At 72.2% G+C, this 20,348-nt stretch carries 20 protein-coding genes and 1 pseudogene; 1 reads left to right on the forward strand and 20 read right to left on the reverse strand.

Annotation, left to right across the window (positions count from 1 at the left end; genetic code table 11):
- Positions 1-408 precede the first annotated feature (408 nt).
- Positions 409-1,206, forward strand: a complete 798-nt coding sequence (locus SZN_RS10630) for a tyrosine-protein phosphatase (RefSeq protein ID WP_007494118.1) — start codon at positions 409-411, stop codon at positions 1,204-1,206.
- A gap of 31 nt (positions 1,207-1,237) precedes the next feature.
- Here the strand turns inward: SZN_RS10630 and SZN_RS10635 are convergent, their stop codons facing one another.
- The 20 genes and pseudogenes from SZN_RS10635 to SZN_RS10725 all read right to left on the reverse strand — a co-directional run.
- Positions 1,238-1,357 (reverse strand): DUF6126 family protein, encoded by a 120-nt coding sequence (locus SZN_RS10635; RefSeq protein ID WP_043729817.1) that lies wholly within the window; start codon positions 1,355-1,357, stop codon positions 1,238-1,240.
- Positions 1,354-2,004: a helix-turn-helix domain-containing protein gene (locus SZN_RS10640; protein WP_007494121.1), complete on the reverse strand. Its 651-nt coding sequence runs from the start codon at positions 2,002-2,004 to the stop codon at positions 1,354-1,356. Before SZN_RS10640 ends, SZN_RS10635 begins: the two co-directional genes overlap by 4 nt.
- Before the next feature lie 89 nt (positions 2,005-2,093).
- Positions 2,094-3,479 (reverse strand): aspartate aminotransferase family protein, encoded by a 1,386-nt coding sequence (locus SZN_RS10645; protein ID WP_007494124.1) that lies wholly within the window; start codon positions 3,477-3,479, stop codon positions 2,094-2,096.
- Positions 3,476-5,431: a 1-deoxy-D-xylulose-5-phosphate synthase gene (gene dxs / locus SZN_RS10650; protein ID WP_007494126.1), complete on the reverse strand. Its 1,956-nt coding sequence runs from the start codon at positions 5,429-5,431 to the stop codon at positions 3,476-3,478. The genes SZN_RS10645 and dxs overlap by 4 nt, the downstream gene beginning before the upstream one ends.
- An 84-nt stretch (positions 5,432-5,515) precedes the next feature.
- Positions 5,516-5,761 (reverse strand): annotated as a pseudogene (locus SZN_RS10655) (flavodoxin-dependent (E)-4-hydroxy-3-methylbut-2-enyl-diphosphate synthase); the annotation flags it as partial.
- A 4-nt stretch (positions 5,762-5,765) separates the two neighbouring features.
- Positions 5,766-6,788: an adenosyl-hopene transferase HpnH gene (gene hpnH, locus SZN_RS10660; RefSeq protein WP_007494130.1), complete on the reverse strand. Its 1,023-nt coding sequence runs from the start codon at positions 6,786-6,788 to the stop codon at positions 5,766-5,768.
- Positions 6,789-6,793: 5 nt separating this feature from the next.
- On the reverse strand, positions 6,794-7,435 hold the full coding sequence (locus tag SZN_RS10665) for a phosphorylase family protein (protein ID WP_007494132.1): 642 nt from the start codon (positions 7,433-7,435) through the stop codon (positions 6,794-6,796).
- Positions 7,435-9,450 (reverse strand): squalene--hopene cyclase, encoded by a 2,016-nt coding sequence (gene shc / locus SZN_RS10670; protein ID WP_007494134.1) that lies wholly within the window; start codon positions 9,448-9,450, stop codon positions 7,435-7,437. Before shc ends, SZN_RS10665 begins: the two co-directional genes overlap by 1 nt.
- A gap of 142 nt (positions 9,451-9,592) precedes the next feature.
- Positions 9,593-10,666 (reverse strand): polyprenyl synthetase family protein, encoded by a 1,074-nt coding sequence (locus SZN_RS10675; protein ID WP_043729828.1) that lies wholly within the window; start codon positions 10,664-10,666, stop codon positions 9,593-9,595.
- Between the two features lie 62 nt (positions 10,667-10,728).
- Positions 10,729-12,156 carry a hydroxysqualene dehydroxylase HpnE gene (gene hpnE, locus SZN_RS10680; protein ID WP_007494137.1) on the reverse strand — a complete coding sequence of 476 codons (1,428 nt, stop codon included), beginning with the start codon at positions 12,154-12,156 and terminating at the stop codon, positions 10,729-10,731.
- Positions 12,153-12,296 (reverse strand): DUF6380 family protein, encoded by a 144-nt coding sequence (locus tag SZN_RS43460; protein ID WP_425274424.1) that lies wholly within the window; start codon positions 12,294-12,296, stop codon positions 12,153-12,155. The genes hpnE and SZN_RS43460 overlap by 4 nt, the downstream gene beginning before the upstream one ends.
- Positions 12,296-13,246: a presqualene diphosphate synthase HpnD gene (hpnD, locus tag SZN_RS10685; RefSeq protein WP_007494139.1), complete on the reverse strand. Its 951-nt coding sequence runs from the start codon at positions 13,244-13,246 to the stop codon at positions 12,296-12,298. Before hpnD ends, SZN_RS43460 begins: the two co-directional genes overlap by 1 nt.
- A complete protein-coding gene (gene hpnC / locus SZN_RS10690) occupies positions 13,243-14,142 on the reverse strand; it encodes a squalene synthase HpnC (RefSeq protein WP_007494141.1) in 900 nt (299 codons plus the stop codon). Before hpnC ends, hpnD begins: the two co-directional genes overlap by 4 nt.
- 386 nt (positions 14,143-14,528) lie before the next feature.
- A complete protein-coding gene (locus SZN_RS10695; RefSeq protein WP_007494143.1) occupies positions 14,529-15,308 on the reverse strand; it encodes an ABC transporter ATP-binding protein in 780 nt (259 codons plus the stop codon).
- A complete protein-coding gene (locus SZN_RS10700) occupies positions 15,301-16,230 on the reverse strand; it encodes an ABC transporter permease (protein WP_007494145.1) in 930 nt (309 codons plus the stop codon). The genes SZN_RS10695 and SZN_RS10700 overlap by 8 nt, the downstream gene beginning before the upstream one ends.
- Positions 16,231-16,328: 98 nt before the next feature.
- Positions 16,329-17,201 (reverse strand): glycosyltransferase family 2 protein, encoded by an 873-nt coding sequence (locus SZN_RS10705; RefSeq protein ID WP_007494147.1) that lies wholly within the window; start codon positions 17,199-17,201, stop codon positions 16,329-16,331.
- Positions 17,202-17,206: 5 nt separating this feature from the next.
- A complete protein-coding gene (locus SZN_RS10710; protein WP_078508525.1) occupies positions 17,207-17,986 on the reverse strand; it encodes a CDP-alcohol phosphatidyltransferase family protein in 780 nt (259 codons plus the stop codon).
- On the reverse strand, positions 17,964-19,025 hold the full coding sequence (locus tag SZN_RS10715) for an iron-containing alcohol dehydrogenase family protein (RefSeq protein WP_007494151.1): 1,062 nt from the start codon (positions 19,023-19,025) through the stop codon (positions 17,964-17,966). Before SZN_RS10715 ends, SZN_RS10710 begins: the two co-directional genes overlap by 23 nt.
- The gene (locus SZN_RS10720) at positions 19,013-19,765 is read right to left on the reverse strand and encodes a phosphocholine cytidylyltransferase family protein (protein ID WP_007494153.1); all 753 of its coding nucleotides are present in this window, start codon (positions 19,763-19,765) and stop codon (positions 19,013-19,015) included. The genes SZN_RS10715 and SZN_RS10720 overlap by 13 nt, the downstream gene beginning before the upstream one ends.
- Positions 19,762-20,348, reverse strand: a 587-nt coding sequence (locus SZN_RS10725; RefSeq protein WP_007494154.1) for a DUF5941 domain-containing protein, incomplete at its 5' end; no start/stop codon positions are given. The genes SZN_RS10725 and SZN_RS10720, both read right to left, overlap by 4 nt.

Below are 20,348 nucleotides of genomic sequence, written 5' to 3' on the forward strand. Positions count from 1 at the left end.
ATGACTAACGACGCACCGTCACGGTTATGACGCTCCTCACGTGACCCTGCTCCAGCCTTCCCTAATCCAGGGCGAGTTAGAACGAAGGAAGCAATTCGGACAGAAGTATCCGGATGTGACGAGATTGGATATGCACCGCGGCAGGTCAACCCGGCAAAAGGGGATGAAATACCCGCCCCGCACAAGGGGGCAACCATCGCACCATTAGTCCGTTTCGCGAACTTCGACCGTCGGGATCGCGACGGGGCGCGGAAGAACGCGCGAGGGGCACGAGAAGGGCGTACGGCCTGCCGGGCGACGCCTGTGGACAACTCATCGGCCGTGGAACGCATGTCGTATCGTCGGGGACGCACCCCGCCGGCCTCATCGCCGAGCCGCGCCGGCGGGGCCGACCGGGAGGAGCCACCCGTGACGCAGCAGATCCCCTCGACCGAGCCCGAGCTGGCAGGGGTGCGCAACTTCCGCGACGTGGGCGGACTGCCGACGCGAGACGGACGGCGGGTGCGGCGGGGCGTGCTGTTCCGCAGCGGGCACCTCGCGCACGCGACCGCGGACGACGCGGCCTTCCTGGGCTCCCTGGGGCTGCACACGATCTTCGACTTCCGCAACGCGGCCGACCAGAAGCTCGAAGGCCCGGACGTCGGGCTGCCGGGCGTGCGCAACGTGAACCTTCCGCTGTCCGACCCGGCGGACGGGGCGGAGTTCTGGAAGATGGTCCGCGACGGCGACCTCGACGAGTTGCGCGCCATCCTCGCGGACGACAAGGGCGCGGAGCGGATGATCGCCTCCTACCGCGCGATCATCAAGGAGCGCACCGGCGAGCACTCCCGGGTCCTGCACGCGCTCGCGCAGGACAGCGTCCCGGCGCTCATGCACTGCGCGGCCGGCAAGGACCGGGCCGGCCTCTCCATCGCCGTGACACTGCTCGCGCTCGGGGTCGAGCGTGAGGCGATCGTCGCCGACTACCTGGAGTCCAACGCCAAGCACCGCCGCTACAAGGTGCGCCGCAGCGGCACCGGGGCATCCGCCTACTCGCCTGAGGTCATGGAGCTGCTCAGCCCGCTGTTCGACGCGCGGGCCGAGTACCTGACGGCCGCCTTCTCGACGATCGAGGAGACCTGGGGCGGCGTCGACGCCTATCTGGAGCAGGGTCTGCGGGTCACCCCGCAGACCCGCGAGCGGCTGCGCGCCCGGCTGCTCGACTGACCCCCGGCGGGCCGCCGCCGGGCCGCCCCGCCTACTTCGCGCCCGCCTCGAACAGGAGGTAGATGAAGGCGGCGAAGACGTGGCCGACCGCGATGTAGATGAGCAGCCGCACCCACAGGGCCCGCGGGAACTTCTCCTCCATGTTTCTCATGACGTCTCTCCAGGGGTGGGGCCCAGGCACAGCGTGGCCGTCGGGCTCTGCATCAGGGTGTGGACGAAGAGGAGCTCGACGCCGCCCTCGTCCTGGGCGGCGATGCGGTGCGGGGTGAGCGAGTCGAAGTGCGCGCTGTCACCGGGGCCGAGGCGGTGGGTGGTGTCCCCGAGACGCAGCCGCAGCTCCCCCTTGAGGACGTGGAGCCACTCCTCGCCGGGGTGCACGCGCACGATGTCACCCTGCGAGCGGTGCGGCACATGGACGCGCAGGGCCTGCATCCCGCGCCCGGAGGCGCCCGCCTGCCAGTACGTCCAGCCGCCCGCGGCGGTCGGCTCCATGTCGGCGGCGCGCACCACGGCGTCGCGGTCGGCGACCGTCTCCCCGAGCAGTTCGGAGACGGTGGTGCCGTAGATGCGGGCCAGGGCGAGCAGCATCGGCAGGGAGGGCTGCCGCTGCCCGGTCTCCAGCCGGGACAGATGGGCGGGCGACAGTCCGGCGGAGCGGGCCGCGGCCTCCAGGGTGAGGGAGGCCCGACGGCGCAGGGCGCGCAGCTGAGGGGCGACGACGGGCAGGATCTGGGCCGGCCCCGCCACCTCGGCCGGCCCCGCCGCCTCGCCTTCGGGCCCGTTCTCGGGAGAGCTCATGCTCCCCATTCAGCCGCAGCATTGCCTCAGGGGCAAATTTGTTGCCCCTGAGGCAAAAGCACCCTCGGGGCCCGGGACGGGACCGGCTCTCAGCGGTTCGCCACCGCCTGCTTGACCAGTGTCTTACCGAAGTCCCACATCAGTCCGCCCCCGCTGTGTGCGTCGTCCATCACATCGGTGAAGGCGTCCACGAACCGGTCCACCTCCCGCTCGCCGATGATCAGCGGCGGAATCAGCTTGATCACCTCCAGGTGGTCGCCGCTGACCTGGGTGAGGATCCGGTGCCGCCGCAGCAGCGGCACCACGACCATCTGCGCGAACAGGCCCTTGCGCGCGGCCTGGAGCATGGTCCAGCGGCTGCGCAGCTTCAGCGAGTCGGGGCGCCCGAACTCGATGCCGATCATCAGCCCCCGGCCGCGTACGTCGGCCAGCAGCTCGTATCCGCCGGTCAGGGCCGCCAGCCGGGACCTCAGCAGATCTCCCGTCGCGCGGGCGTTGGCGACGATCTGCTCGTTCTCCATGACGGACAGGACCGCGAGGCCGGCGGCCATGGCCTGCGCGTTGGCGCCGAAGCTCGCGGAGTGCACCAGGACCCGGTCCATGGACGAGTAGACCTTCTTGAAGATCCAGTCCTTGCCGAGCGTGGCGCCCACCGGCACATAGCCGCCGGACAGCGCCTTGGCCACGCACACCAGGTCCGGCTCGACCCCCTCCTCGTGCTGGTAGGCGTAGAAGTCGCCGGTGCGTCCGAGTCCCGTCTGCACCTCGTCGGCGATGAGGAGCGCCTTGTGCCGGTGCAGCAGTTCCTGGGCGGCCCGCAGATACCCGCCGGGCGCCTCGTGGACGCCCTTGCCCTGGATCGGCTCGACGATCAGGGCGGCGACGTCGCCCTTCTTCAGCTCCCTCGCCAGCGCGTCGAGATCGCCGAGGGGTACGGCGGTGTCCGGCAGCAGCGGGGCGAAGCCGTCCCGGAAGCCGGACTCGCCGTTGACGGACAGGGAGCCCGTGGTCAGCCCGTGGAAGGCGTGGTCGCAGTACAGGACGCGCGGCCTGCCGGTGGCGAACCGGGCGAACTTCAGCGCTCCCTCGACCGCCTCGGTGCCGCTGCTGCCGAAGAACACCCGGTCCAGGTGCGGGCTGTGCGCGAGCAGCTTCTCGGCCAGCAGACCGGGCAGCGGCTGGCAGTCGAAGCGGGTGAGGTCGGCGAGGCCCAGGTCGATGACGTCGTGCAGCGCCTTGCGGACGACGGGGTGGTGCCGCCCGAGGCCCATCACCCCGAACCCGGCGAGCATGTCCAGGTAGTCGTCGCCGTCCGCGTCCCAGAAGTAGGCGCCCTCGGCCCGCTCGTAGACCTTGTCGAAGCCGATGGTGCGCAGCATCCGCGGGAGCTGGTGGTTGAGGTGCCGGGTGTGCAGCTCGTAGCGCTCGGCCCCGCGCGCGGCGAGGAGGTGACCGAGGTCGAACTCCGTGGTCATGGGGTCCTCTCCTTGGCCGGCACTGCGGTACGGCCGTCCTGGCCGCCGTTCGCCCGCGGTCCGGCCGGGGTGTCCCCGGCCTCCCCGAGGGCGAGGCTCGCGCTGATCCGCCCGGCGACCTCGACGGGGGTGAGGCCGATGTCGGCCAGCACCTCGCCCCGTTTGGCGTGGGCGAGGAACTGCTCCGGGATGCCGAACCGGCGTACCGGCACGTCCACGTCGGCGTCCCGCAGGGCCAGTTCCACGGCCGCGCCGACGCCCGCCGCCCGGCTGTTGTCCTCGACGACGGCGACGATCCGGTGCCGTGCGGCGAGCGGCGCGAGGGCGGGGTCGACGGGCTTGACCCAGCGCGGGTCGACGACGGTGCAGGTGAGTCCGCGGGCCCCGAGCAGGTCGGCCGCCTGGAGGCAGACCGGGGCCATCACGCCGACGGCGACGAGCAGGACGTCCGGCTCGCCGTCGTCCCCGCGCAGCACGTCCAGGCCGCCCACCCGGTCCACCGCCGGGACGGAGGGTCCGACCGACTCCTTCGGGAACCGGACCAGGGTGGGAGCGTCGTCGCAGGCCACGGCCTCGCGCAGCTGGGCGCGCAGTTGGTCGGCGTCGCGCGGGGCGGCGATCCTGAGGCCGGGCACCACCTGGAGGACGGACAGGTCCCACACGCCGTTGTGGGAGGGGCCGTCGACCCCGGTGACCCCGGCCCGGTCCAGGACGAAGGTCACCCCGCAGCGGTGCAGCGCCACGTCCATGAGGAGCTGGTCGAAGGCGCGGTTGAGGAAGGTGGCGTAGACGGCGACGACGGGGTGGAGCCCGCCCGTGGCCAGGCCGGCCGCCGAGACCACCGCGTGCTGCTCGGCGATGCCCACGTCCCAGACCCGGTCCGGGAACCGTTCGGCGAACCTGCCGAGTCCCACGGGGTGCAGCATGGCGGCCGTGATCGCCACGACGTCCGCCCGCTCCTCCCCGATCCGCACGATCTCGTCGCCGAACACCGACGTCCACGACGGCCCGGCGGACGGGGCGAGCGGCTCGCAGGTGAGCGGGTCCATCACGCCGACGGTGTGGAAGTGGTCCTCCTCGTGGGCGAGGGCGGGTTCACAGCCGCGCCCCTTCTCCGTGCGGCAGTGCACGAGGACGGGTCCGTGGAAGCGCTTCGCCCGCCGCAGCGCGGACTCGACGGCGCCGATGTCGTGGCCGTCGATGGGACCGACGTACTTGAGCCCGAGGTCCTCGAACATGCCCTGCGGCGCGAAGGCGTCCTTGAACCCCTTCTTCGCGCCGTGCAGGGACTCGTAGACGGTGCCGCCGACCAGCGGGGTGCGCAGCAGGACCTCCTTGCCCCAGGCGAGGAACCGCTCGTAGCCGTCGGTGGTGCGCAGGGTGGCGAGGTGGTCGGCGAGCCCGCCGATGGTCGGCGCGTAGGACCGCTCGTTGTCGTTGACGACGATGATCAGCGGCCGGTCCCTGGCCGCGGCGATGTTGTTCAGCGCCTCCCAGGCCATGCCGCCGGTCAGCGCCCCGTCGCCGATCACGGCGACCACGCACCCCTCCTCCCCCCGCACCTGCCGGGCCTTGGCGAGCCCGTCGGCCCAGCCGAGCGCGGTGGAGGCGTGGCTGTTCTCGACGATGTCGTGCGCGGACTCCTCGCGCGAGGGGTAGCCGGACAGACCGCCCTTGCCGCGCAGCTTGGAGAAGTCCTGACGCCCCGTCAGCAGCTTGTGCACATAGCTCTGGTGGCCGGTGTCCCACACGATGCGGTCGACCGGCGACTCGAAGACCCGGTGGAGCGCGACGGAGAGTTCCACCACCCCCAGGTTGGGCCCGAGGTGCCCCCCGGTCCTGGCGACCGCGTGCACCAGGAACTCCCTGATCTCGTCGGACAGTTCGCCGAGTTCCGCCTCGGACAGCGCCTTCAGGTCACGTGGTCCCCGGATGCTCTCCAGAATCGTCACGCTCGGGCCCCCTCTCGGTCCGTGCCTCGCTTCAACCCACCGTCACTGCCGGTGTCCCCGAACCGGCCGGGGCGCTCGCGGCGACAGCGCGTCCGCGTCGTCCTGCGTCGGACACGCCACCCGCACGATCTGGCACCCCGACGCCGTCGGCTCCGCGATCCGCTGCAACGTCGCCCCGACGTCCGCCGTACGCGTCGTCGTCACCGACCGCACCGACACCGCGGCACCCCCGCCGACCGCCGGCGTCCCGACCTGGGTCCGACGGCTCCCGCGGCGCTCGGCGACCGGCCGGACCGGTACCTCCGGGACGCCCGGGGGGATCGGGGTCACGGTCTCACTCCCGGTTCCCGGAGACGGTCTCGCGCATGGCGCGCAGGGACTCCTTGAGCGAGCCCATGGTGGCGAGGACGGCGGTGGGCTCGTAGCCGCAGTGCGCCATGCAGTTGGCGCAGCGCGGGTCCTTGCCGCGGCCGTACTTGTCCCAGTCGGTCTCCTCGATGAGTTCCCGGTACGTCGGCACATAGCCGTCGCTCATCAGGTAGCAGGGGCGCTGCCAGCCGAACAGCGAGTAGTTCGGGATCGCCCAGGCCGTGCACGGGAAGTCGACCCTGCCCTCCAGGAAGTCCAGGAAGAGCGGCGAGTGGTTGAGCCGCCAGCGGCTGCGGTTGCCGCCCGCGAATGCCTTCTTGAACAGTTCGCGGGTCTGCTCGACGCCGAGGAAGTGCTCCTGGTCGGGCGCCTTCTCGTAGGCGTAGGCCGGCGAGATCATCATCTCGTCGACCTGAAGCTCGTCGTTGAGGAAGTTGAGCACCTCGACGACGGTCTGCGGGGTGTCGGTGTTGAAGAAGGTCGAGTTGGTGGTGACCCGGAAGCCGCGCCGCTTGGCCTCCTTGATCGCCTCGACGGCCTCGTCGAACACGCCTTCCTTCGCCACCGACTCGTCGTGCCGCTCGCGCAGCCCGTCGATGTGCACGGCGAAGGCGAAGTAGGGCGACGGGGTGAACTTCTCCATCTTCTTGCGCATCAGCATGGCGTTGGTGCAGAGGAAGACGTACTTGCGCCGGGCCACCAGCTGCCGCACGATCTCGTCGATCTGCGGGTGCATCAGCGGCTCGCCGCCGGCGATGGACACCATCGGCGCGCCGGACTCCAGCACCGCCCCGACGGCCTGGGCGACCGGCATGCGCTGCTTGAGCACGCCGGCCGGGTGCTGGATCTTGCCGCACCCCTCGCACTTGAGGTTGCAGGCGAACAGCGGCTCCAGCTCGACGATCAGCGGGAACTTGTCCCGCCTGCGGAGCTTCTGTTCGGCCAAGTAAGTAGCGACCTTGATGGACTGACGCAGCGGCATGGCCATCTGGCTCACCTCCTGGGGAGCAGCAAGGAACGGTGCCATTCATGGAAAGCGGGCAGAACGGAGCGAAGAACGCGGAAAGCCGATATTCCACCGCGCAGCGTTCCGATCCGGACGAGTTCGTGTTCTGGAGCGTCCACGACCACCCGGACGGCCGCAACCGGGCGCTCGCCCGTCCGCACGGCGCTCAGGAGCGTGGCCGCGGACTCCATGTCGGCCGCGATCGCGCCGGTCGCGAGCAGATCGCCGCGCTCCGGGCCGCGCACGACGTGATCCGATCCGGTGAGCGGACCGGTGTGGACGGTGCGGCCCGGGAGGGACCGCGTGAGTTCCTTCACGAGGAGGTCCGTCCCGACGCAGGCGACGGTCCCCGCCGGATCACGGGTCTCCTCGGCGACGACGAGGTCGCCCGGGTGCATCCCGGGCGCGAGCCCCGCGCAGAACCCGGTGGCGAGCACGGCGGCCCCGCCGAGCGCGGGGTCGGCCAGCACCCGGGACACCGAGCGCTCCGCCGCCCGGGGGCCCATGCCGGTGCGCAGGACCGTCACCGGTCCGCCGGCGTCCCCGCGCTCGCTCGTGCGCAGGGCGAACTGCTCGATACCGAGCGCGCAGGCGATCAGCAGCGGGGCGGGGGCGGGCTGCGGGCTCATCAGGCCCCCTTGGCCTCGGTGAGCGGGCCCTCCGCCCGGTCGGCGAAGGGCTCCCCGTACACATAGCGGCCGAGCGCGGTGAGCGGGAAGACCTGCCGGTAGAGGTGGTAGTTGATCGAGAAGTCCGAGGGGAAGCCGGTGCCGGTGAAGTACGGCTCGTCCCAGGAGCCGTCCGCCCGCTGGGTGGCCGCGAGCCACGCGACGCCCCGTTCGACCGCCGTGGAGTCCTTCTCCCCCGCCGCGAGGAGCGCCATCAGCGCCCACGCGGTCTGGGAGGCGGTCGAGGCGCCCTTGCCGCTCCACTCCCCGGCGTGCCGGTAGGAGCGCAGGTCCTCGCCCCAGCCGCCGTCGTCGTTCTGGACGGACTCCAGCCAGCCGACGGCCCGGCGGATCGCGGGGTGCGTCCCGGGGAGGCCGGCCGCGACCAGGGCGGGTACGACGGAGCCGGTGCCGTAGACGTAGTTGACCCCCCAGCGCCCGAACCACGAGCCGTCCGGCTCCTGTTCGGCGAGCAGCCAGCGCACGCCGCGCCGGGTGCGCGGGTCGCGGGTCAGGCCCTCGACCGCCAGCATCTCCACGACGTGCGCGGTGACGTCGGCCGAGGGCGGGTCGATGACCTCGCCGAAGTCGCAGAACGGCAGCCGGTTGGGGAAGGGGCTGGTGTTGTCGACGTCGAAGGCGCCCCAGCCCCCGTCCCGGGACTGCATGCCGAGGCTCCAGCGCACGCCGCGCCCGATCGCCCGCTCCATCCGCTCCCGGTCGGGGTGGCGGACCCGGCGCAGCGCGAGGACCACCTCGGCGGTGTCGTCGATGTCGGGGTAGTTGTCGTTGTGGAACTCGAACGCCCAGCCGCCGGGGGGCAGTCCGGGCCGGCGTACGGCCCAGTCGCCGCGGCGGACGATCTCCTCGCCGAGCATCCAGTCGGCGGCCCGGACGAGTTGCGGGTGGTCGGGCGGGACTCCCGCGTCCACGAGGGCGATCGTCGCGAGGCAGGTGTCCCAGACCGGCGACTGGCACGCCTCGATCATCCGGGCGCCGTCCTCGCGCCAGACGGCGAAACGGTCCAGGGACGCCAGTCCCGCGCGCATCACGGGGTGCTGGAGGTCGTAGCCGAGCAGGTGCAGCGCGATGACCGAGTACACCGCCGGGGGCTGGATGCCGCCCCAGCAGCCGTCGTTCTCCTGGCGCTCGATGATCCAGCGGGCCGCGCTGTTCATGGCGGCTCTGCGCAGTCCGCGCGGGGCGACCTTGCGCAGCCGGTGCAGCACCTTGTCCATCCGCTGGAAGGCGCCGTCCCAACTGGCCACCGGGGCAAGGGGCTTGGTCGGGTTGGGATGCGCGGGATCGGTGTGCAGCTCGTCGAGCGGAAAGGGTGCGGGACGGACCGGCCGCTGGGCGGAGACGATCGTCAGCGGGACGATGGTCTGCCGGGCCCAGCAGCCGAAGTCGTAGATGTTGAGCGGCACCCAGGTGGGGAAGTAGATGAGTTCTGGCGGGAGTTCGGGCAGGTCTTCCCACTTCCACCAGCCGAACAGGGCCAGCCAGATCCGGGTGAAGACACGGGCCTCGGCGATGCCGCCCCGATCGCGGATCCAGGCGGCGGCCCTGGCCATGTGCGGCGCGTCGGGCGGGTCCCCGGCCAGCCGCAGGGCGACGTACGCCTCGATGGTGGCGGAGAGTTCGCCGGGGCCGCCGTAGAAGGTCGCCCAGGTGCCGTCCTCGCGCTGCTCGCCCCGGATGAACAGCCCGGCGGCCCGGGTCGTGGCCTCGTCCCGGATGCCGATGAACTGACGGAGCAGCAGGTCCTCGGCGTCCATGGTGACGTTCGTCTCGAGGTCGCCCTTCCACCAGCCCTGGGCGTCCTGCTGGGCCAGCAGGAGGTCGGTGGCGCGGCCGACCGCGCGCACGGCGGCTTCGTGCACCCCGGCCGCCACGGGGGTCTGTGGGTCGGTGTCGCTGGCCGCGGCTGCCCGGGGACGCAGGGCCCCGGCGCTTCCGTCGGTCGTCGCTGTCATGGCTTCCCCTTCGTGCAGTGCTTGGTGGTGCGTCTGCTACGGGTCCGCCGTCGGCCGGTGCGCTGGACTCACGCCGCACCGGCCGGCGACTACGCGAGGGCTATTCGACCGATACCGATCATCTCTTCTCGCCGGGAGGGGATCATCTCTTTCGTACGACGACGAAGTCGGCGAGCGCCGTGAACTGCGCCCGGACCCGCTCGGGCATGTCGACGGCGTCGAGGGCCTCGACGGCGACGGCGTGCTGACGGCGGGCCTCACCGGCCGTCCACTCGCGCCCGCCCGCCTCCTCGATGAGGGCCGCGCGCGCGGCGAACTCCTCCTCGGAGAAGGTGGCGAAGTCGCTGCTCCTGGCGTCGGCGGCGAGGATCTCGCCCAGCCGCAGCGACGCCTTGCCGCCCTCCGCGAGCGCGGCCACGACGGGCAGCGACTTCTTGCGCTGGCGCAGGTCGCTCCAGGTCTGCTTGCCGGTGGAGACCGGGTCGCCCCAGATGCCGAGGAGGTCGTCGACGGCCTGGAAGGCGAGGCCCAGGTGGTAGCCGTAGCGCTCCAGGGCGTCGGCGGTGCGGTCGTCGGCGCCGCCGAGGACCGCGCCGATGGAGCTGGCGCAGGCGAGCAGGGCGCCGGTCTTGTTGCCCTCCATCTCCAGGCACTCCTCGACGCTGACGCGGTCGCGGTGCTCGTAGGAGATGTCCTGGGCCTGGCCGTCGATCAGGGCGCGGGTGGCGGTGGTCAGCCGGCGGGTGGCGCGGCCGGCCTCGACGGTGCCCAGTTCCAGCAGGAGTTCGTTGGCGAGGGCGAACAGGGCGTCGCCGACGAGGATCGCCTGGGCGGGTCCGTGCACCTTCCATACGGTGTCGCGGTGGCGGCGCTGCTCGTCGCCGTCCATCAGGTCGTCGTGCAGCAGGGAGAAGTTGTGGACGAGTTCGACGGCGACCGCGCCGGGGATGCCGGTCTCCGGTCCGGCGCCGGTGACCTCGGCGGAGAGCACCGCGAGGGCGGGGCGCACGGCCTTGCCGCCGTCGCCGGCCGTGGGGCGGCCGTCGGCGTCGATCCAGCCGAAGTGGTAGGCGGAGACGGTGTCCATGGGAGGGGCGAGACGGTCGACGGCCGCCCGCAGTACCGGCGTGGCCAGGGTCCTACCGCGCTCCAGGAGCGCGGTGACGTCCACCGCGGCCTCTCGAGCGGCCTTGGAGGCCGGGGGGACAGTGGGCACGTTCTCTCCTCTTGTTGCGGTGCCGGGGGTGCGGGAGCCTGCCGCCGCGCGCTCGTGGAGCATCACGCCGCCTCCTCGACGTCGAAGAGAGGGCGGGGGCGGGGCCGGCCCAGGGCGCCCAGCGCGGCGCCGGCCGCGCTCACGCCGCTGCGGACCGCACCCTCCATGGTCGCGGGCCACCCTGTGGCGGTCCACGCCCCGGCCAGGTAGAGGCCGGGAACATTGGTGCGGGCGCCGGGCCGCAGCCGCCCGACGCCGGGGGTCGGAGCGAACGTCGCCGTACGCTCCCTGGTCACGAAGAAGTCCCGCACCCGCGCCTCGCGCGCGCGGGGCAGCAGCCGCCGCAGTTCGGGCAGATAGCGCTCGCGCAGGACCGAGACGGGTTCGTCGATCTCGTCCTGCGCGGCGGACTGGGACAGGGCGAGGTACTGGCCGTCCCCGAGCCCGGAGGCCGCGGTGCGGTCGAACACCCACTGCACCGGGGTGCCGAGGGCGGTGAAGAAGGGGGCGGAGACCACCGTGCGGTCGTACACGACGTGGACGTTGAGGATCGGCGCGGTGCCGATCTCCAGCAGCCGCCCGGGATCGTCGAGGGCGCCCTCGGGCAGCAGCGCGTGGGCCTCGCGCTGGGCGGCGGCGAGGACGACCGCGTCCGCGGACAGCGTCTCGCCGGGAACCTCCACGTACCAGCGCCCGTCGTCCTCCCGGCGGACGGAGGTGGCCCGGGTACGGACCTCGGTACGCACTCCCGCGGAGTCGAGCGCCTTGCGCGCGAGGCGGTCGTGCAGGTCGCCCAGCGGCACCCGGGCCCAGCCGATGTCGGCCGCGCCCGGGTCGGACAGCAGACCCGTCTTGAACACCATCGCGGCGAGCCCCAGCGAGGCGTCGCCCGCGACCGCGTTGAGGGTGGCGACCCCGACCAGGTCCCACAGCGCCTCGACGGCGCGTGCCGACTGGCCGTGCGCGGTCAGCCAGCTGCCGAAGTCCTGTGCGTCCAGGTCCGGGTCGGCGGGGTCGAGTCCCTTGAGCGCGAGCGCGGCCCGCCCGACCCTGGCGCGCTCGGCGAGGGAGAGATGCGGATAGGCCGCCAGGGACCGGCCCAGGTGCAGGGGCACGGGCAGGGCGTCGCGCCGCAGTCTGCCGAGGCGCCGCCCCTCGGGGCGGTCCAGGTCGACGACGGGCACGTCGAGACGTTCCTGCAGGGGGGCGAGCGCCGTGCCCTCGATACGGTCGAGGAACCAGCGGTAGGCGGTGCAGCAGCGCAGGTAGACGTGCTGTCCGTTGTCGACCCTCAGCGCGCCGCGCCGGAAGGAGAAGGCGAGGCCGCCGAGCCGGGGCCGGCCCTCGACCAGGGTGACGCGCACTCCGGCGTCGGCGAGCGCGAGCGCGGCGGTGACCCCGGCGAGCCCGCCGCCGATGACGACGGCGTCGGGCCCGGAGCGCTGCGCCGAGTCCGCGTGCGGCCCGCGGGGCCGTGTGCCGTCGGTCATCGTGCGCCCTCCCCCGTACGAGCGCCGTGCCGCCGCTCGAAGGCCGCACGGCCGCTCGTCCCACTCAGGGACGCGGACCGGCCGCGGACGGTTGCCCGCCGCTTCCCACCGCCGGCATCACCCCGGACCGCGCTGTCCATCAGGTGCGCCTCCTGACGGCTCGGCGGGTGACGTGCCGGGTGTCCAGTCCTGACAGGCCGCGCACGGCGACGAACGCCTTCTCCCGGCCGGGCAGCGAGACCCGGCCGCGCAGCACGGCCTCGGGCTCGCGCTCGATGCGGTCGAGGAGGCGGCGGTAGATGCCCGCCATGGCGGCGACGCAGGCGCCGCTGCGGCGGTCGAGCATGGGGAGCAGCCGGTAGCCCTCGGCGAAGAGGGCGCGGGCCCGCCGCACTTCGAAGTGCACGAGGCCCGCGAAGTCGGAGCCCTGCGGCGGGGTCGGCCCGTCGAAGCCGGCCGAGCAGCCGAACTTGGCGAGGTCGTCGGAGGGCAGATAGGTGCGTCCGCCCTCCGCGTCCTCGCGGACGTCCCGGAGGATGTTGGTGAGCTGGAGCGCCAGGCCGAGCGTGTCGGCGTACTCGGAGGCGCGTTCGATGCCGCGCGCGTGGGGTTCGGTGCCGAAGACCCCGAGCGAGAGCCGCCCGATGGCGCCCGCGACACAGCGGCAGTAGACCTTCAGGTCGTCCCAGGTCTCGTAGGTCTCGCCGCGTACGTCCATCAGGACGCCGTCGATGAGTTCGTCGAGGCCGCCCAGCGGGATCGGGAAGGCGTCGGCGGCGTGGGCGAGGGCGACGGCCACCGGGTCGGTGTCGTCCTCGTCGACCTCGTGCTCGCGGACCCGCGTCAGCAGCTCCCGGGTGTCCTCCAGCCGGGCGGCCTTGACGTCGCCGGGCAGTGCGCCGTCGCCGATGTCGTCGACGCGGCGCGAGAACGCGTAGAGCGCCGACATCGCCCGGCGCTTCGGCGTCGGCAGCAGCCTGATGCCGTAGGCGAAGTTCCGGGCCTGCTGTCCGGTCACGGCCTCGCAGTAGCTGTAGGCGGCGAGTACCGGTGCGGACACGAGTGGTGCAGACTCCACGGCCCGGATCACCCCTCTCCTCGCAGAGTCACGCCCGCCTCGCGCAGCAGCCGGAGCTTGCCTGCCTTGGGCGGACCGGGCAGTACGTCGTATTCGGCGGCCGCGATCGCCCCGATCGCCGCCTTCCCCCCCGCCACGAAGCCCGCGAGCAGCAGCCTGAGCCTGCCGTGGACGCTACCCACGAGCGGGGCGCCTTCATCCAGGAGGCTCCGGGCGCGTTCGGTCTCGTACGCGATCAGCGCGCGCACCGATGCGCCGGCGGTTTTTTGGGCCAGGTCGTTTTCCTCCACGTGGAACCGCTTCATGTCCTCGGCCGGCAGATAGATCCGGTCACGGCCGAGGTCCTCGGCGACGTCCTGGAGGTGCTCGACGATCTGGAGCGCGGTGCACACCGCGTCGGAGCGGCGGATGCGCTCGGGCGTCGCGGTGCCGGTGACGGCGAGCACGAGCCGGCCGACGGGGTTGGCCGAGAGTTCGCAGTAGGCAAGCAGGTCGTCGTAGGTCTCGTAGCGGCCCACCAGCTGGTCCTGGCGGTTGGCGGCGATCAGGCCGAGGAAGGGCTCGGGGGTCAGCGAGCAGCGGCGGACCGTCGGCTGCAGGCGGCGCAGCAGGGGGTGGCGCGGGGTGCCGTCGAAGACGCGCCGCAGGTCGGCCTCGCAGGCGTCGAGGAGGACGAGGCGGTCGTCGGCGTCCTCGGGGGCCGCGCCGAGCAGCCGGGCGTCGGCGCCGCCGGCGGCGAGGTCGCCGTCACCGATGTCGTCCACGAGGCGGGCGAAGCCGTAGACGGCCATGAGGTCGGCGCGCCAGGCCCTGGGCAGGAAGAACGGCGCCACGGGGAAGTTCTCCACGGCTGCCTTGTCCAGCGTGCCGCGCACCGGGTCGGCGGCGCGCGTGTCGGGAGCGGTCACCGGGGACCGCCCGTCGCGGCTACGGCACGCTCTGCGCGGAGCTGGGGATTTTCCGTAGCCATTGCCGTCACATCTCCCGTTCTACACCGCGGACCCAATGCACACTATTTCGGACACGCCGCCCGGATGTCCGCGCACGCAGCCCGAAGAGCGGGGTCGCGCCCAATCGCCCCACTTGCCGCGTTTCGGTACCGGTACAGCTTACGTTGTACAAGGCGGCCCGGCCCGTGGGGGGTCCCGTACCGCACAAGAACACACCCGTTGGCGCCAAGATTCCGCGGATCAGCGGGAGTTGACGTTTCCTTCGCAGACGCGGGGCCCCGCCGGAACAGTTCCGGCGGGGCCCCGCGAAGCGCCATGGGCCGCTCGGCGGACCCGTGGGTGGACTACTTGCCCGTGAACTTCTCGTACTCCTTGATGACCTCGTCCGTCGGTCCGTCCATCCGGAGCTCGCCGCGTTCCAGCCACAGGACGCGGTTGCAGGTGTCGCGGATCGACTTGTTGTTGTGGCTGACCAGGAACACCGTGCCGGCTTCCTTGCGCAGCTCGCGGATGCGCTCCTCGGAGCGCTTCTGGAACTTGCGGTCACCGGTGGCCAGGGCCTCGTCGATCATGAGGACGTCGTGGTCCTTGGCCGCGGCGATGGAGAAGCGCAGGCGGGCCGCCATGCCGGAGGAGTAGGTCCGCATGGGAAGGGTGATGAAGTCGCCCTTCTCGTTGATGCCGGAGAAGTCGACGATCCCCTGGTAGCGGTCCTTGATCTGCTCGCGGGTCATGCCCATGGCGAGCCCGCCCAATATGACGTTGCGCTCTCCGGTGAGGTCGTTCATCAGTGCCGCGTTGACACCGAGCAGCGAGGGCTGGCCGTCGGTGTAGACCTTGCCCTTCTCCGCCGGGAGCAGGCCGGCGATGGCCCGCAGCAGGGTGGACTTGCCGGAGCCGTTGGAGCCGATCAGGCCGACGGCCTCGCCGCGGTAGGCGGTGAAGGAGACGCCGCGCACGGCGTGCACCTTGCGCACCCCGCGCTCCTCACCGCGCCTGAGGATGCGGCTCAGGGCGGCGGTGGCGCTGCCCTTGCCGCTCTTGGCGCCGTTGACGCGGTACACGATGTGCAGCTCGTCGGCGATGACGGTGGGGACGAACTCCCCCTGCGTGTGCTCAGCCACGGCCGTACCTCTCCTCCGCCTTCCAGAAGTACACGAAGCCGCCGACGAGGAAGAGCACGGCCCAGCCCAGGGCCGCCGCCCACACGTGGTCGGGGAGGTTGGCGGAGCCGTACCCGTCGATGAGGGCGAAGCGCATCAGGTCCATGTAGATCGCGGCCGGGTTCCACTGGAGGATCGTCGCGATCCACTCCGGCTTGCCCTCCAGCATGATCGGGATGGAGAACATCACGCCGGACGCGTACATCCACGTCCGCATCACGAACGGCATGAGCTGGGCGAGGTCCGGGGTCTTGGCGCCCGCGCGGGCCATGATCAGCGCGAGGCCGGTGTTGAAGAGGAACTGCAGCACCAGCACCGGGACGATCAGCAGCCAGGACATGGCCGGATAGCTGCCGAAGGCCACCGCGACGGCGAACAGGACGACCATCGAGAACAGCAGTTGCTGGAGCTGCTGGAGCGCGAAGGAGATCGGCAGCGAGGCCCGGGGGAAGTGCAGGGCGCGCACCAGGCCGAGGTTGCCCGAGATCGCCCGCACGCCCGCCATTACCGAGCTCTGGGTGAAGGTGAACACGAAGACGCCCGTGACCAGGAAGGGCACGTAGACCTCGCGTGACATGCCCCGGTCGGCCTGGAGGATCAGGCCGAAGATGAGGAAGTACACGGCCGCGTTCAGCAGCGGGGTGGCGACCTGCCAGAGCTGGCCGAGCTTGGCCTGGCTGTACTGGGCGGTCAGCTTCGCCCGCGAGAACGCGAGGATGAAGTGCCGCCGGTCGCGGAGCTGGCGGACGTACTCGAACAGCGAGGGCCGGGCGCCGCTCACGGACAGCCCGTACTTGGCCGCCAGCCGGGCCGCCGGAAGTCCCTCGTCGGGCGACGGAGGCGCGCTCACCGCGACCGAGCCGTCGTGCGTTGTCTCACTCACCTTGAAACTTTCGTCCTCGAGATGCACAGCGCCTGTGTGGGCATGGCATGTACCTGCGGCCGGGGTGCGCGGCCTGGTGGCTCTCCGGGTCGAGCTTGTCAGATGACAGGGGGCCGGCCCAGTCGAGTCAGCCGCCACACCGTACGCCACTTCATGGGCCTGCGGGGACCGCAGGAGGTGGCCCAGCCTTCGCGGAATCCGCCGAACCACGCCTTCAGGGCGGGCCGGGAGGGGCGGCGCAGCAGCGTCAGCAGCATCCAGACGCCGAGATAGACCGGGACGAGGGGGGCGGGGAGGTTGCGGCGGGCGAGCCAGACGCGGTTGCGGGCGACCATGCGGTGGTAGACCGCGTGCCGGGAGGGCGCGGTCGTCGGGTGGTACAGCACCATGTCGGAGCGGTAGTCGATCATCCAGCCGGCGTCCAGGGCCCGCCAGGCCAGGTCGGTCTCCTCATGGGCGTAGAAGAACTCGTCCGGCAGGGCGCCGACCTCGGCGAAGACCCGCGTGCGGACGGCGTTGGCGCCGCCGAGGAAGGTGGTGACCCGGGAGGAGCGCATCGGGTCGGAGGCCCGCAGCCGGGGGACGTGGCGGCGCTGGGTGACGCCGGTTTCGGGGTCGGCGATGCGGAAGCTCACGATGCCGAGGCCCGGGTCGGCGGTGAAGGCGGCGCGGCACAGCTCGGCGGTGTCGTGCTGGGCGAGGAGGCCGTCGTCGTCGAGGAAGAGCAGGACGTCGGCGTCGCGGCCGCCGGGGCCGAACGCCTCGATGCCGACGTTGCGGCCGCCGGGGATGCCGAGGTTCTCGGGCAGCTCGATGGTGCGGACGCCCTCGGGGACGTCCGGGACGGGCGAGCCGTTGCCGACCACGACCACCTCGACCGGGTCGCCGTCCTGCTTGGCGACGGAGTCGATCAGGGCCCGCAGTTCCTCGGGGCGGTTGCCCATGGTGATGACGACCGCGCCGACCTTCATGGCACTCACTTCAGCCTGCTGGAGGCGAGGATCGACACGAGGTGCAGCAGGGTCTGCAGCAGCGCGATCCCGGCGAGCACCGCGACGCCGAGGCGGGAGAAGAACAGGTCGCCGCGGACCTGGTCGGCGACGGCCAGGACGAGGATCAGCAGGGACGCCTCGATGCCGAGGACCAGCCGGTGGAACTTCAGGGCGGCGGCGGCCCTGCGGGCCAGCGCCATGCCCGAGGAGCGCATCTCGGCGGCGGCCTCCTTCACCGGCTCCTTGCCGGTCTGGTGGCGGGCGACCCCGACGAGGTCGGTCTCGGCCTTGATCAGGATGGCGCCGAGGGCGGCGAGGGTGCCGAGGAACGCCCACAGCCAGTCGATACGGCCGCTGCCCCACAGGTCGGCGGCGCGCAGCCCGAAGCCGACGAGGACGGCGGCGTCGGTGAGGTAGGCGCCGACGCGGTCGAGGTAGACGCCGCTGAGGGAGTACTGCTTCTTCCAGCGGGCGATCTCGCCGTCGACGCAGTCCAGCAGCAGATACAGCTGGACGCACACCACGCCCAGCACGGCGCCCGGGATCCCCGGCACGAGGAGTGCCGGGGCCGCGAGCACGCCGAAGACGGTCATCAGGTACGTGAGCTGGTTGGGTGTGACCCTGGTGTTCACCAGGTAGCGGTCGACCCGCAGGGACACCTCGCGCATGTAGAGGCGCCCCATCCAGTGCTCACCGCTGCGCCGGTCCTTGACCCCTGCGGGGTGGACGACCGGACGGAGTTCAGCTACCGATGGCCTTGACATAGTCGGCGTAGACGTCCTTGATCTGGTCGGTTGTCAGGTCGAGATGTTCGAGGATCGTGTAACGGCCCGGCCGGGTCTGCGGAGCGAACTCCACCGCCCGGACGAACTCGTCGTCCGTGAAGCCGATCTCCCCCGGCAGCACCGGCAGCCCGTGCCGGCGCAGCACCTGGGCCATGTACGCCGACTCCTCGTGCGCCCCGCGCAGATACATCGCGAAGGCCGCGCCCAGGCCGCACTGCTCGCCGTGGGCGGCCGCGCGCTGGGGGAACAGCAGGTCGAAGGCGTGGTTGATCTCGTGGCAGGCGCCGGAGGAGGGGCGGGAGTCGCCCGACACGGACATGGCGATGCCGCTGAGGACCAGGGCCTCGGCGAGCACCTGGAGGAAGCCGGTGTCCCCTATGCCGCCGGGGTGGCGCAGCACCGCCTCGCCGGCCTGGCGGGCGATCGCGGCGGCGAGGCCGTCGATCTTCTCGCCCCTGACCCGGTGGGCGAGTTCCCAGTCGGCGATCGCGGAGATGTTGGAGACGGCGTCGCCGATGCCGGCGCGCACGAAGCGGGCCGGGGAGGCGTGGATGACGTCGAGGTCGATCACGACCGCGATCGGGTTCGGCACACCGTAGGAGCCGCGCCCGGCGTCGTTGTCGAGGGTGGCGACCGGCGAGCACAGGCCGTCGTGGGCCAGGTTCGTCGGTACGGCGACGAGCGGCAGGCCGACGCGGGCCGCCGCGAACTTGGCGCAGTCGATGATCTTGCCGCCGCCGAGGCCGACGACCGCGTCGTAGTGGCCGGCCCTTATGTCGCCGGCCAGCCGGACCGCGTCGTCGAGGGTGCCGCCGCCGACCTGGTACCAGGAGGCGCCGGGCAGCGCGGGGGCGAGCCGCTCCCTGAGCCGGGCGCCGGAGCCGTTGCTGACGGCGACGGCCAGCTTGCCGGAGGGCGAGATGCGCTCGTCGGCGAGGACGCAGGCCAGGTCGTCGAGGGCACCCTGGCGGATGTCCACGACGACCGGCGAGGGGATCAGGCGGGTCAGTACTGGCACGCGATCTCCCGTCCGCGGGCGAGATCGTCGTGGTTGTCGATCTCCACCCACTTGACGTCGCCGATCGGCGCCACGTCGATACGGAAGCCGCGGTTCACGAGCTCCTGGTAGCCGTGCTCGTAGAACTGCTGCGGGTCGGTCTCCCACACCGTCTTCAGGGCGTCGGCCAGTTCGGGGGCGGCGTCGCCCTCGATGAGGGTCACCCCGATGTACTCGCCGGTGGCCTCGGCGGGGTCCATCAGCTTGGTGATCTTCGTCATGCCCCGGGCCGGGTCGGCGACGACCTTCATCTCCTCGTCGGCGAGGTCCTTGACGGTGTCGAGCGCGAGGATGATCCTCCTGCCCTCGCCGCGGGCGGCGAGCAGCGTCTTCTCGACGGAGACCGGGTGCACGGTGTCGCCGTTGGCGAGGATCACGCCGTCCTTGAGGGCGTCACGGCCGCACCACAGGGAGTAGGCGTTGTTCCACTCCTCGGCCTTGTCGTTGTCGATGAGGGTGAGCTTGAGGCCGTACGCGGCCTCCAGCGCCGCCTTGCGCGCGTAGACGGCTTCCTTGCGGTAGCCGACGATGACCGCGACCTCGGTGAGGCCGATCTCGGCGAAGTTGGCGAGGGTGAGGTCGAGAACCGTGGGTTCGCCCTCTATGCCCGCGGGACCCACCGGCACCAGCGCCTTCGGAAGGCTGTCGGTGTAGGGGCGCAGACGCCGTCCGGCGCCGGCCGCCAGCACGAGGCCGATCATGCGGGTTCTCCTTCATCGTGTACGGCGGGCGCGCCGCCCAGGTGAGCGGCCACCCAGAAGCGGATGCTCTCGGCGAGCACCACGAGGGCCACGGCCACGGCGAGGACCGTGAGCGCGACCGTGAGCTGCGCGGCGGTGAGCGCGGCGGCCAGGACGGTGACGAGCAGGGTCCGCCCTTCGTGTCCCCCGATGGCGCGCACCAGCCAGGCCGGGGGCGCACCTGCGTCGCCGCGGATGCGGTACACCGTGTCGTAGTGATGGTAGGCGACGGCCGCCACCAGGCCGAAAGCCGCAGGAAGTGCTCCGTTCACCCCGGCGACGGCGGCGAGGGCGAGGACGGTGCCGTATTCGGCCGCCCGGAAGACGGGCGGGACCAGCCAGTCGAGGGCGCCCTTGAGGGGGCGGGCGACGGCGAGCGCCGAGGTCGCGGTGTAGAGGAGTGCGGCGAGGACCGGCCAGGGCCCGCCGGGGCCGGTGAGGGCCGCCGTGGCGACGACCGCGGCGCCGCCGAGCAGGGCCGCGGCGGGGACGGCGAAGGCGGGGAGCCGGCGGGCCGCCGTGCCGAGGGGCCGCGCGAGGGCCT

Origin of the sequence: Streptomyces zinciresistens K42 (assembly GCF_000225525.1) — a bacterium.
GTDB lineage: Bacteria > Actinomycetota > Actinomycetes > Streptomycetales > Streptomycetaceae > Streptomyces > Streptomyces zinciresistens.

Excerpts from the sequence above, each read along its gene's own strand:
- hpnH (WP_007494130.1), bottom strand. The coding sequence starts at position 6,788 with ATGGCCATGCCGCTGCGTCAGTCCATCAAGGTCGCTACTTACTTGGCC.
- SZN_RS43460 (WP_425274424.1), bottom strand. The coding sequence starts at position 12,296 with ATGGACAGCGCGGTCCGGGGTGATGCCGGCGGTGGGAAGCGGCGGGCA.
- SZN_RS10720 (WP_007494153.1), bottom strand. The coding sequence starts at position 19,765 with ATGATCGGCCTCGTGCTGGCGGCCGGCGCCGGACGGCGTCTGCGCCCC.
- SZN_RS10645 (WP_007494124.1), bottom strand. The coding sequence starts at position 3,479 with ATGACCACGGAGTTCGACCTCGGTCACCTCCTCGCCGCGCGCGGGGCC.
- hpnE (WP_007494137.1), bottom strand. The coding sequence starts at position 12,156 with ATGACCGACGGCACACGGCCCCGCGGGCCGCACGCGGACTCGGCGCAG.
- shc (WP_007494134.1), bottom strand. The coding sequence starts at position 9,450 with ATGACAGCGACGACCGACGGAAGCGCCGGGGCCCTGCGTCCCCGGGCA.
- SZN_RS10635 (WP_043729817.1), bottom strand. The coding sequence starts at position 1,357 with ATGAGAAACATGGAGGAGAAGTTCCCGCGGGCCCTGTGGGTGCGGCTG.
- SZN_RS10640 (WP_007494121.1), bottom strand. The coding sequence starts at position 2,004 with ATGAGCTCTCCCGAGAACGGGCCCGAAGGCGAGGCGGCGGGGCCGGCC.
- SZN_RS10705 (WP_007494147.1), bottom strand. The coding sequence starts at position 17,201 with ATGAAGGTCGGCGCGGTCGTCATCACCATGGGCAACCGCCCCGAGGAA.
- SZN_RS10665 (WP_007494132.1), bottom strand. The coding sequence starts at position 7,435 with ATGAGCCCGCAGCCCGCCCCCGCCCCGCTGCTGATCGCCTGCGCGCTC.
- SZN_RS10710 (WP_078508525.1), bottom strand. The coding sequence starts at position 17,986 with ATGTCAAGGCCATCGGTAGCTGAACTCCGTCCGGTCGTCCACCCCGCA.